Genomic DNA, 12,361 nt, shown 5'->3' with positions numbered 1-12,361 from the left:
CCGGCGTCATACCCGGTGTGTCGCACCATCAACCCGCTTCCGACAGCGATTTCGCGACGGGTTCGAAACGCACGTCGCGATGCTGCGCGGATCGATCGGCGGCGTTCGCGCACGCCATCGACACGAACGCATCGCGAGTCATGCGCAGCGCGCTCGCCGTCATGTCGATGTCGCGCACGATGCGCTTCGGCAGGCACAGCGCGATCCGCACGGAACTCGAGGTCACGCCGGTCAGGTCGATATCGAAGAACCGCCAGATTCCGTTACCCAGGTCGACATCCGACGCCTGCAACATCGCCATGTCCGTGGTCGGCGGCGGCACGAGACGCGCGGAGCGGTCATAGCAGGCCATGACCTGTCGCGCCGCAGCCGCCTGCAACTCGCCATACGAGTCACCCTCCACATCGATTTCCGGAAAATCCGGAAGCGCGCCGCGATAGCGGGGATTCCCGTGATGCGTGATATAGACCGGATATTTCATGAACCGCTCCCGACAGAAAATGACGACGAACGTCATCATGCGTCGCGGCGGCCCGACGAGTCGGTACGCTGAAGAACAGTCTGCGGGGCACGTTTCGTGGTGACCTGCCCGCCGTTCACACCCCGGATCGCCCGATGCCTCGCCACCCGGTCAGTCAGGCACAACGCGCTCGATCGAGGTACGGCACCGTACCGATCGGCACTGCAATGGCGCGCACACTCACATCAAGGGCCTCTGTCCCTGTTGCCAGAATGCCCAAGACGACCTGAATGCGGCGCGCTTCATCGCTCATCCGACAGGTCGTTGTCACCCAAACGGAGCCTCACCATGAATCCCATCACACTCGTTTTATCGGCTGCGTTCGTCCTCGCGGCATTCGCCGCCGGCGCGTGGGGCTACCTGTATCTCGCGGTCTCCCTTTTTATCGTCGCGGTACTGATCGCGTTGTCCGTGCGGGTCGCCAACGTCTGGGAAAAGTTCGTGATCCTTCGGATTGGCAAGTTGCAAAGCGTCAAGGGTGCCGGTTTCTTTATGATCATTCCAATCCTGGACAACGTTGTCGCGATCATCGACGAACGTATTCAAACCACCGCCTTCAACGCCGAACAAGCGCTGACCAAAGACACCGTTCCTGTCAACGTCGACGCCGTGATTTTCTGGCACGTCCATGACGCGCAGAAAGCCGCGCTCGCCATCACCGACTACCGGCAAGCCATTGACCGCGTTGCACAAACCTCCCTGCGGGAAATGATCGGGGCATCGATGCTGGCTGCATTGTTGTCGGATCGCAAGGCGGCCGACATGCATTTGCGCGACGAGATTGGCCGAAAGACCGTGGAATGGGGCGTGACCGTCCGCTCGGTCGAGACCCGCGATGTCGCGATCCCGGTCGCGCTGCAGGATTCGATGTCGCGCCAGGCGCAAGCCGAGCGCGAAAAGCAGGCACGGGTGATCCTCGGCTCGGCGGAGGCCGAAATCGCCGCCAAGTTCGTCGAAGCGTCGCAGGTCTACGAAAATCATCCGGGTGCGCTTCAGTTGCGGGCGATGAACATCATCTACGAAACGACGAAGGAACGCGGCGCGACGATCCTGATTCCCAGTGCGATGGTGGACAGCCTGAATCCGGTGCTCGCGCTTGCGATTGCCGGGCATGACGCGGCGGGCGCCGCGCCCGTGCCTTCGCTCAAGACAGCGGCGTAATCGCTAGCTCGTATTCACTCCCCTGCGACGCCTTGCGCAGATCGCCCGGACATTGCCAGAACGGGGTATACCTACAATTTGATGACGAGTCTGTTGCGAATACTCCACCATGCGCAGGAGGCAGAAATCGCTTTACCACGTTACAACGCGGGGATGGTCGCGGCGAAGGTCAGTCCGACACTCATTCCAGATCGGCCGTCGATCCTGATATAGCATCGATTGCTGAACCTGCGTGAACGTGTCATGGCAAGAAGGTAGTGGCCGCGCTCATATCGCAAAGGCTGATCTTCGAATTGCACCTGGTTCGTCACCGAGACGGTGCCGCCGACGCGCCACGCGACTGCTGCTACGAAGTTCGCCTGGTTCGCGTCGGCAACTGACCCGACATGCGCTGCGATGACGGTGCATCACCTTGCGGGCGACTCGCGCGCCCTTTTCCGGGCTTTCATTTCCTATTCACGGTCGGTTTGACGGTATGCCTCGAACCCGCCGGCATGGCGCCCAGACAACAACCATTTGATTTTAAACAAATATTTAATGGGGGCGGGTCGCAAACCCGCATGCAGTCTAGAGCGCTCTAACCGGAGAACTCCACGGAAATCAAGGTTACCCCGTGCAGCGTCTCCACAAGATCTGGTCGCATCAAAAGATCACAACCTTGAGTGGAGTAGGCTTCAACTTCGTAACCCGTCCCTCGAAGGCGCCACGTACGCAGCACAAGGGCCGGCTTCCCACTCTGGTCGGTCCACCGAAGCGGCGCTCCAGCGGTTGAGGGTTGGAGCTCGGCGCGATCGCGTAGTGCGATTGGTGGAACCAGAGCCACGCAACTCCCGAGCCAATCCTTCGTGGCGAATATCGCCGACGTTTTGAGCCGCGTTTCGTCTATCGTCGACACCTGAATGAATCGGCAGACGCGCGCCAAGCCAAGCGTGGCAAGGGTCAACGCTGAATTTTCGGGGGACAAGTGGCGCTGGAGAGCGCACGGAACTCAGTCGTACATCGCCGACAATTCGTCGTATTTCGCCGACGCTTATATAGATCGGGAGCGAGCTGATGTCTGAAAACACTACACTGCGAGATCTGTTCGACCGCTGGGAAAGCATATGGCACGAAGCCCGTTTTGATCTCGTTCCTGAGTGTGTTACATCAGGCACGATGAAGCTGGCGACCGAACCGTAACGCGGGAAGCCTACGCGGAGGAAATTGCGAAGGTTCAAGCGGACCGGCCCGGCATTCGCGTCGTCTACGATCATTCTTTCGAGGGCGACCGCGCATGGTTTCGGTTCGCATTCAAGTGGAATGACCCGCAGACCGGCGAGGCGCGTAGTCGCGGTCCTATCGCACCGAATCAGGCAAGCTCGTTGAGACTTGGCTTTCGATGCAGCCGCTCGGCTCGACGTGGACCGGCACGCCTCAAGAGCATTGGACCAGCCGGCCGGGGATCGCGTAAGGTTGCTGCCAGTCAGCACGCCAACGTCTAATGTTCACGCTGGATCGGACGTTCGTGAATTCCCGTAGGCAGAATTCGAACGTCCGTATCTGGCTGCGGATTCGACCGGTCGATGCAACGGCAACTGGCCTAAAGGCGAGCTTCGCGCTTGCACATTGGGGCCGCTGGTAAGTTCGGACGGCCAAAGCAACTTTTCGCGGTCACATGAACACGCAACCCACCGATGCACCTACCAACGTCACTCCAATGAAACGACAAGGCTGGAACTGCATACGCCAGCCTTGGGTTCGCCCCGCCGACTAACGCAGCACGGTGCGCGCGGTCGCATCGACCGCATCGCGCATCTTGCCGATCAGCTCGTCGATCTGCGCGTGATCGATGACGAGCGGCGGTGCGACGATCAGCCGGCCGCTCGTCGAGCGCACGATCGCGCCGAGCTCGAAACCGACCGTCCGGCTGTGCCAGGTCAGATCGCCCTCGTTCGCGAAGCGCTCGCGCGTCGCCTTGTCCTTCGCGAACTGGATCGCGCCGACCGCGCCGACGCCCTGAATCTCGCCGACGAGCGGATGATCCGCGAACGCGTCACGCAGCGCCTTCTGCAGATACGGACCGGTGTCGGTCTTCGTGCGCGTGACGAGCTGCTCCCGTTCGAGCACGTCGAGGTTCGCGAGCGCCACCGCCGCGGCGACCGGATGGCCCGAATACGTGAGCCCGTGCGCATATACGCCGCCGCGCTCGACCAGCGCCTCCCCGATCCGACGGCTCATCACCAGGCCGCCCATCGGCACGTAGCCCGACGTTAGGCCCTTCGCGATGCAGATCAGATCCGGCTCGAAACCGAAGTACCGGTGCGCGAACCATTCGCCGGTACGGCCGAAGCCGCCGATCACTTCGTCCGCGCACAGCAGTACGTCGTACTGCCTGCAAATCCGCTCGATCTCCTGCCAGTATCCGTCCGGCGGGAAGATCATCCCGCCCGCGCCCTGGAACGGCTCCGCGACGAACGCGGCGACGCGGTCCGCACCGAGTTCGAGAATCTTCTTCTCCAGCGACAACGCCGCCTGCTTGCCGAACGCCTCGGGCGTCAGGTCGCCGCCGTTCGCGTACCAGTAGGGCTCGTCGACGTGCGTGACGTTCGGAATCGGCAAATCGCCCATCTCGTGCATGAACGACATCCCGCCGAGCGACGCGCTGCCGACCGTCGAGCCGTGATAGCCGTTCACACGCCCGATCATCACCTTCTTCTCGGGCTTGCCCATCACGTCCCAGAAGCGGCGCACGGTGCGGATCAGCACCTCGTTCGACTCCGACCCGGAGTTCGTGTAGACGACGTGGCTGTAGCGATCGCCGAGCAGCGCGAACAGCCGCTCCGACAATTCAACAACAGCTGGATGCGTCGTATGAAAGAACATGTTGTAGTACGACAGCTCGCGCATCTGGCGCGTCGCGGCGTCGACAAGCTCGCTTCGCCCGTAGCCGACGTTCGTGCACCAAAGGCCCGACATGCCGTCGATGTAGCGTTTGCCGTCGTTGTCCCACAGATGGACGCCCTGGCCGCGCACCATCACGCGCGGCCCTTCGGCGTTCAGTGCCTTCTGGTCGACGAACGCATGCAGATGGTGGGCGGCGTCGCTCTTCTGATAGTCGCGCGTTTCGCGACGCGGGATCTCACGGGTGTTCATAGTCGTCTCCTAGCGGGAAATAATCAGATGTTGAGGGGAATTCAACGCGTGGCTTACCATGTGATCCACGTCGTCTTGAGTCCGGTGTACTTGTCGAGCGCGTGCAGCGACAGATCGCGGCCGAAACCCGACTGACGGAAGCCGCCGAACGGCGTCTGCATGCTCAGCGCGTCAACTGTATTCACCGACACCGTGCCTGCACGCAGCTTCGACGACACGCGATGCGCGCGCGCGAGGCTGCCGGTCCAGACCGACGCCGCGAGCCCGTAAATCGAATCGTTCGCGATCCGGATCGCTTCGTCTTCCGTATCGAACGGGATCACCGCGAGCACCGGCCCAAAGATTTCGTCGGTCGCGAGCGGGTCGCCGGGCGCGACGCCGGTGAAGATCGTCGGCTCGACGAACCAGCCCTTTCCATTCACCCGACATGAGTAGCCGCCCGCGACGAGCTTCGCGCGTTCACGGCCACGCGCGATCGCTGCGCAGACGCGCTCGAACTGCGCGCGATCGACGATCGCGCCCATCCCACTCGCAGGATCAAGCGGATCGCCGGGGCGATACGCGCGTGCCTGCTCGACGAGCCGCGCGACGAATTCGTCGTGAATCGAGCGCTGCACGAGCAGCCGCGAATTCGCGGAGCACACTTCGCCCTGATTGAAGAAGATCCCGAAGCAAGCCTTGCGCGCGGCGAGATCGAGATCGTCGGCGTCATCGAACACGAGGTTCGGGCTCTTGCCGCCGCATTCGAGCCAGACTTGCTTCAGGTTCGACTGGCCCGCGTATTCGAGGAATTTCTTGCCGATTTCGGTCGAACCGGTGAACGCAATCACGTCGACGTCCGGATGCAGGCCCAGCGCGCGGCCGGCCGTTTTGCCGAGACCGGGCACGACGTTCAGCACGCCGCGCGGCAGGCCGGCTTGCTGCGCGAACTCCGCGAGCCGCAGTGCGGACAGCGGCGACTGCTCGGCCGGCTTCAGTACGACGCTGTTGCCGGCCGCGAGCGCGGGTGCGACCTTCCACGCGACCATGTCGAGCGGAAAATTCCACGGCACGACCGCGCCAACAACGCCGAGCGGCTCGCGCGTGACGATCGCGAGATTGCCGGGATCGGTCGGCGCGACTTCGCCGTACAACTTGTCGGCCGCCTCGCCGTACCATGCGAACAGACCGGCCGCGCCGGGCACGTCGACCGCATAGGCGTCGGCGACGCGCTTGCCCATGTTCAGCGAATCGAGCAGCGCGAACTCGTGCCCGTGCTCGGCGATCAGTTCCCCGAGCCGGCACAGCACGCGCTTGCGCTCCGCCGGCGAACTACGCGACCACGCGCCGGATTCGAACGCGACGCGCGCCGCGCGAACCGCGCGGTCGACATCGTCGACATCGCACGACGCGACGTTGGCGATGAGCGTCTCCGTCGCCGGATTGATCGCCGGGAACGTGCAGCCCGATTGCGCGTCGACAAAGCCGCCGTCAATCCAGGCCTGCGTCCGTGGCTCGACACGCGCCGCGAGCGTTTGCCATTCCGCATGGCTGGGTTGAGTCGAAGACAGATCGGTCAATGCGAACTCCCACTAAAGATTCAGATTTCCTGCGGCCGCCGCGATGATTTCAGGAAGCGACGTCGTACACTGGCTCATTGATCGCGCGCGGGGTCCCGCCGCCACCCCGTCTTCCGCAATGCGTCCAGCAGACGGTCAATACCGATTGATTGGACGTTAACGCCCTGCCCGTCCGTGTCGACCGCTGCAACAAGGGCATTGAGAATCGCCTCCTCGACCGCATCGGCGGCCGCAACAAACAGCGACGTCATGAAATCCTGATTCACGCTTTGCACCGCGGTCAGAAGAGCACTTCGGCTGCTGTAATCGGCCGGAGGCATTCCATCGTTGCCGACCGAGAACGCGAGAAAAATGTCCCCACTCGAATACTCGGTTCCGCCACCGACGCGTGCGAGGCCAATCCCCGCACGCCTTGCAAGCTGGGTGCATTGATGCGGCAGCAGCGGCGCGTCGGTCGCAAGTGTGACGACGATCGAACCCATACCCGGCTCTCCCCGCCCAGACTGCGCAAACGGCGACGGCACATCGCGCAGCACTTCCCCGACTGGATAACCTGCCACGCGCAGTGCATCGCGACGACCATAGTTCGCCTGCACGATCGCGCCCACCGTCCAGCCACCGTCGGCCGCATCCAGCACACGTGAAGCGGTACCGATGCCGCCCTTGAACTCGTGGCAGATCATTCCGGTACCACCGCCTACCCCTCCCTCGGCAACAGGCCCGCCCTTTGCGTCTTCAAGGGCCTCGCGTACGTGCGCAGCAGTGACATGCTGCCCCCAAATGTCGTTCAGCACCCCATCGAACGTTTCCAGCACGACCGGCATGCACCAGTAGCGGCTTGTGCCCACCGACGCGCGTTCGGCCTTGACCAGCGCGTCGCGAACGATGCCAACACTGTGCGTGTTCGTATATGCGATGGGGGTCGTCAGCAAGCCTGATTCGCGTACCCATTCGAGACCAGTAGCGTCGCCGTTACCATTCAGCACGTGGCAGCCCGCATAGCACGGCGACAGCCGCGCGCTACCGGGACGCGGCTCGATAACTGTGACACCGGTCCGCACGGACTGGCCCGCGTAGTCGCAAACGACCGTCGCATGGCCAACCCGAACTCCGGATACATCGGTGATGCTGTTCAGTGGTCCCGGCCGACCCTGGCCAATCCGGATCCCGAGATTATGGATACGCATCTATGTTCTCCGTTAGGCGGTGCGACATGTGTCGCACCTGTTTTTCACTGCTCGCTTGCTATTTCTGATAGCCACGGCATATGTGGCTGCGACCATCGGCGAGATTGAACCAAGCTCTGAATTACAGCCAACAATCCAACTCCGCGTACCCATGCTTTGTCGGTGAGTGGAAAGGGATCAAGCGAGCGGCCGCAATTCAAAACTTGTGACGGATGCCAACGCGGGCCATGAATTGCTTGCTGTTTGACGACGGGCCAGCAGCATCAGGATTCACGGCAAACTCAAGCCCGGTTCCGGTGACACCTGAATCGCTCGCAACCTTGACGTAAGCAACCTGAGCATAGACATCGGTTCGCTTCGACAGGTTGTAATCGGCCATCAAACCAAACTGATGGTATTTCGGCTTAGCGCTGCCACCTGTTGCGCCATCCAACGTCGCCTGCGTGTAGGTGTACATGCCGGCGGCATAAAACGCCGGCGTGAACTGGTACTTGGCGTTCACCTCGTAATTGTTGAATTTGAGCGATGTTGCCGCTCCGAGTGTCGGGCTGGCCGCGAAGTTCGCGTACTGGGTCGCCGTCGGCTGCGACAGGTTTGTGTGCGTGTACGCGAAACCCACCGTTGCGGATCCGATCGTGTACGCAATGCCCGCTCCGAAGACGCGTTGACGAATGGCGGTCCAACTACCGTCCGGGTTGCCGTTCGGACCGATAGCTACGGCGCCTGCCGTGCCCGCATTGGGGCGATCGACATTCATATAGGCGGCGGCAAGGCTGACTGGACCATTGCTGTACTGCGCGCCTACGCTGATCGCACGGTTCATCCCGAAATTGGTCGAGTTGCTGAACGCATAGGCACCGCCAAACGAGAAGCCGCTGTAATCGACGCTCGTGTACTTGACCGCGTTATTGAGTCGGAAGGTGTTGTCGGTGTTGTCGTTATCGTAGGGGTGCGTGAACATCCCGCCGCCCCAGTTGCCATTAGCCGTCATCGGCGCCAGGTAATCGACGACAGAGTCATATTGGCGACCAACGGTCACCGTGCCGAACGTCGCGCTGGACATTCCGATATAAGCCTGACGTCCAAACTCCGCGCCTTCTTGACCCAGCTTGCCGCTGTTGACGTCGAAACCCGATTCCAGCTTGAACACCACCTTCAAACCAGCGCCCAGGTCTTCCGTGCCTTTCAGGCCCCAGCGGGTACCCTGCACATCACCGCTCGACAGCGCATAGAGCTTCTTGCCGCCGACATTGTTCGTATAGTCCAGACCTTCGTCGATCAGGCCATACAACGTCACACTGCTTTGCGCATGCGCAACGCCCGTGAATACACTCAACACACCCACTGCAAAAAACGTCCTTTTCATTTCGATCTCCAAGATTTCACCTGATCTGCCCGGATGTCGCGTATCGCGTCGCCAGGCAGACCTCAGTTGCTAGTTCTATTTTTTACGTAGTGCGACGAGTCACGATTCAAATAACGTGCGCAAGTCGTTACCAACGCACCGTCGACCGGTACATCAAGACAAATTTCTAAAATCGTTAAACACAATTTCGTATACCTAATCATGTGCGTTAAATGAACGCGCTGTCATGGCGGGATGTGGGGCAGACCCGGCTACTCCGAATCCGGACCCGCCCCTCCTCCCGTTCCCGATTGATAACCGCACATCGCCATGGTCTTGAGAAACGCTTCCAATCCGGAGCGATTCCTTTCCCGTTCGTTGCCAGCGCATCTGTAGTCGGCAAAGACCATGACGTTAAATGGACGTGCCCGGATAAAGTACGGATCTGCGCGGGCCGGCTCGATTGCGTGGCCGTTCCGCTTAGAATCAGGCGTTGGTACGCATCAGCGAATCGAGTTCGCGCTCTTGGGTGGCCCATTTGCCGATGATCGCCTCGATCGCCGCCGCAACCGACAACAACGCCGCTTCGCCGCGCGGACGGCCCGCAATCTGAATCCCCACCGGCAAACCATCGCTCGTCATGCCGCAGGGAATCGAGATCACCGGAAGTCCCAGCAGCGTCAATCCATAAGTGATCGCCAGCCAGTCGATATACGTACTGAACTGCCGGCCAGCAGCGCTGGCCACGTAAGTCTCTTCGACGGGAAATGGCGGAACGATCGAGGCCGGACAAATCACGACCTCGTATTCGTCGAGCAGGGCAATCATCTGGTGGAACAACGCGCCGCGCGTGCGTTGTGCCTCGGCAATCGACGGGCCATCGAGCGACAGACCATACTCGATGTTTCCGATCACATTGGGATTGAGCAACCCGCGATGCGCCGCCAGCTCGTCGTGTTGATGTCCGCACAGAACTGACCCACTAGAGCTGAAAATTTTCATCGAATTTTGACCCACGTGATTGAATGCCCTGCTCAATCTTTGAGCAGGGGATACAAAGGTGATCACGGTGGGCATATTGGCCAAGATCAGGCGGATGTATTTCCGCGAGAAGGTCCCACTGCGCGAGATTGCGCGGCGTACGGGCCTGTCCCGAAACACGGTGCGCCGCTGGCTGCGGCAGACTGATGCTGTCGAGCCGAAGTATCCGAAGCGCGTCAGCCCGAGCGTCATCGACGACTGGGCCGCACAGCTGACAGGTTGGCTGCGTGCCGACAGTCATCGCCCGAAGCGTGACCGGCGCACCGCCCGGTTCATGTTCGAGGCGATCCGCGCCGAGGGTTACGCCGGCAGCTACGGCCGCGTAAGCGCGTTCGTGAGGCGTTGGCACGAGGAGCAGGCTGAGGCGCCTCGCAGGAAGGCCTTCGTGCCGCTCGCCTTCGAACCCGGCGAAGCCTTCCAGTTTGACTGGAGCTGCGAATACGCGTTTGTTGGCGGGCTACGGCGACGCCTGGAGGTCGCCCACGTCAAACTTAACTCCAGCCGCGCGTTCTGGCTCGTCGCCTATCCCACACAGAGTCACGAGATGCTGTTCGATGCGCACGCCCGCGCATTCGCCGCGTTCGGCGGCGTGCCGCGGCGCGGCATCTACGACAACATGAAGACCGCCGTGGACAAGGTTGGCCGCGGCAAGGAGCGTGCGGTCAACGCGCGCTTCGAAGCGATGTGCAGTCACTACCTGTTCGAGCCGGAGTTCTGCAACCGGGCTGCAGGCTGGGAGAAAGGCATCGTCGAGAAGAACGTTCAGGACCGGCGACGTCAGATCTGGCACGAAGCAGCGCTACGGCGCTGGGAAACGCTGGAGATCCTGAACGAATGGGTCGCTGGTCAGTGTCGTGAGGCGTGGCACATGCGGCACCCGCAGTGGCCTGAGCTGACAGTCGAGGATGTGCTGCAGGACGAGCGTACCCGGCTGATGCCCAATCCACGGCCGTTCGACGGCTACATCGAGCAGACCCTGCGAGTCTCGTCGACCAGCCTGATTCACTTCCAACGCAACCGCTACAGCGTGCCCACCGAGTACACGAACCAGTTGGTGAGCGTGCGCTGCTATCCGGCATATCTCAGCGTCGTCGCCAACGCCCAGGAGATCGCACGCCACGAACGCAGCTTCGAGCGGCACATGACCTTCTACGATTGGCGCCACTACGTCACGCTGGTCGAGCGCAAACCCGGCGCACTGCGCAACGGCGCACCGTTCATCACGATGCCGCAGCCGCTGCAACTGCTGCAGCGGCATCTGCTGAAACACCCGGGCGGCGATCGCGTCATGACGCAGGTGCTCGCTGCGGTGCGCGAACACGGGCTCGATGCGGTGCTGCTCGCCGTACAGGCTGCGCTGGATTCAGGACGCCCCAGCGCAGAGCACGTCCTGAACGTGCTGAGCCGGCTGAAGGCGCCCGTCACGAATGGCAGCCTCGCCACGACGAAACTCCAGCTCAAGGAAGAGCCCGCGGCCGACGTGAGCCGTTACGAGACGCTGCGCGCCAACCCACCGGAGGATCGTCATGTCTAACGATATCGCGGCCCAGCTCAAGGGTCTTAAACTGCACGGCATGGCGAGCACGTGGCCGGAGCTGCTCGCGCAGTCGCGCCACACTGACTTCGAGCCGGAGCGCTTCATGAAGCAGCTGTTGATGGCTGAAACCGCCGAACGGCAGGTGCGCTCGATCGCCTATCAAATGACCGCTGCGCGCTTCCCGGCCCACCGCGACCTGAAGGGCTTCGACTTCGCGCAGGCACACGTCGACGAAGCGCTGGTGCGCGAACTGAGCGAGCTGTCGTTCCTCGAAAGCGCGCACAACGTCGTGTTCATCGGTGGTCCGGGCACTGGCAAGACGCACCTCGCCTCAGCGATCGGAATCGAAGCCGTACAGCGCCACGGCAAGCGTGTGCGCTACTTCTCGACCGTCGAGCTGACCAACGCCCTGGAGCAGGAGAAGTCCATCGGCAAACAAGGCCAGATCGCCCACAAGCTGATGTACGTCGATCTGGTGATTCTCGATGAGCTGGGCTATCTGCCGTTCAGCCAGACCGGCGGTGCATTGCTGTTCCATCTGCTCTCAAAGCTTTACGAGCACACGAGCGTCGCGATCACGACCAATCTCAGCTTCGGCGAGTGGGCGAGCGTGTTCGGGGATGCAAAGATGACGACAGCGCTGCTGGACCGCGTCACCCATCACTGCCACATCGTCGAAACGGGCAATGAATCGTGGCGCTTCAGGACCAGTTCTGCCAAGGCAAAGACAACAAGAAAAAGAGCAGCAAAACCAGCGGGTAACGAAGAGTTATCCACACCGGAATAGATGTACTACGCTGTCTCAGGGTGGGTCAGATTTAGATGAAATCGGTGGGTTAAGACTCGGTGGAAATCAACAGAATGGCGTCGTCACGCACG

At 61.5% G+C, this 12,361-nt stretch carries 9 protein-coding genes; 3 read left to right on the top strand and 6 right to left on the bottom strand.

Annotation, left to right across the window (positions count from 1 at the left end; all coding sequences use genetic code 11):
* Positions 1-28 precede the first annotated feature (28 nt).
* The gene (locus BX604_RS25215; RefSeq protein WP_098554039.1) at positions 29-481 is read right to left on the bottom strand and encodes a type II toxin-antitoxin system HicB family antitoxin; all 453 of its coding nucleotides are present in this window, start codon (positions 479-481) and stop codon (positions 29-31) included.
* A gap of 327 nt (positions 482-808) precedes the next feature.
* Between BX604_RS25215 and BX604_RS25210 the strand changes: the two genes are divergently transcribed.
* Positions 809-1,681, top strand: coding sequence for a slipin family protein (locus BX604_RS25210; protein WP_098553541.1), 873 nt, complete (start codon positions 809-811; stop codon positions 1,679-1,681).
* A 1,749-nt stretch (positions 1,682-3,430) separates the two neighbouring features.
* On the opposite strand, the gene BX604_RS25200 is transcribed toward BX604_RS25210, so the two are convergent.
* The 5 genes from BX604_RS25200 to BX604_RS25180 form a co-directional block, all read right to left on the bottom strand.
* Complete coding sequence (locus BX604_RS25200; protein ID WP_098553540.1) at positions 3,431-4,813, bottom strand: aspartate aminotransferase family protein; 1,383 nt, start codon at positions 4,811-4,813, stop codon at positions 3,431-3,433.
* Positions 4,814-4,866: 53 nt separating this feature from the next.
* Positions 4,867-6,372 carry an aldehyde dehydrogenase gene (locus tag BX604_RS25195; RefSeq protein ID WP_373562435.1) on the bottom strand — a complete coding sequence of 502 codons (1,506 nt, stop codon included), beginning with the start codon at positions 6,370-6,372 and terminating at the stop codon, positions 4,867-4,869.
* A gap of 74 nt (positions 6,373-6,446) precedes the next feature.
* On the bottom strand, positions 6,447-7,559 hold the full coding sequence (locus BX604_RS25190) for a P1 family peptidase (RefSeq protein WP_098553539.1): 1,113 nt from the start codon (positions 7,557-7,559) through the stop codon (positions 6,447-6,449).
* A 196-nt stretch (positions 7,560-7,755) separates the two neighbouring features.
* The gene (locus tag BX604_RS25185; RefSeq protein ID WP_098553538.1) at positions 7,756-8,925 is read right to left on the bottom strand and encodes a porin; all 1,170 of its coding nucleotides are present in this window, start codon (positions 8,923-8,925) and stop codon (positions 7,756-7,758) included.
* A 465-nt stretch (positions 8,926-9,390) separates the two neighbouring features.
* Positions 9,391-9,906, bottom strand: coding sequence for an amidase family protein (locus BX604_RS25180; RefSeq protein WP_257146421.1), 516 nt, complete (start codon positions 9,904-9,906; stop codon positions 9,391-9,393).
* A gap of 94 nt (positions 9,907-10,000) precedes the next feature.
* On the opposite strand from BX604_RS25180, the gene istA reads away from it, so the two are divergent.
* Together istA and istB are read left to right on the top strand one after the other, a co-directional pair.
* The gene (istA, locus tag BX604_RS25175; RefSeq protein WP_217443306.1) at positions 10,001-11,479 is read left to right on the top strand and encodes an IS21 family transposase; all 1,479 of its coding nucleotides are present in this window, start codon (positions 10,001-10,003) and stop codon (positions 11,477-11,479) included.
* A complete protein-coding gene (gene istB, locus BX604_RS25170; protein ID WP_060091270.1) occupies positions 11,472-12,269 on the top strand; it encodes an IS21-like element helper ATPase IstB in 798 nt (265 codons plus the stop codon). The genes istA and istB overlap by 8 nt, the downstream gene beginning before the upstream one ends.
* Positions 12,270-12,361: the final 92 nt, after the last annotated feature.

This window comes from Burkholderia sp. JKS000303 (assembly GCF_002563755.1).
Classification (GTDB): domain Bacteria; phylum Pseudomonadota; class Gammaproteobacteria; order Burkholderiales; family Burkholderiaceae; genus Burkholderia; species Burkholderia anthina_B.
This window is presented reverse-complemented; position numbering and strand designations above follow the sequence as displayed.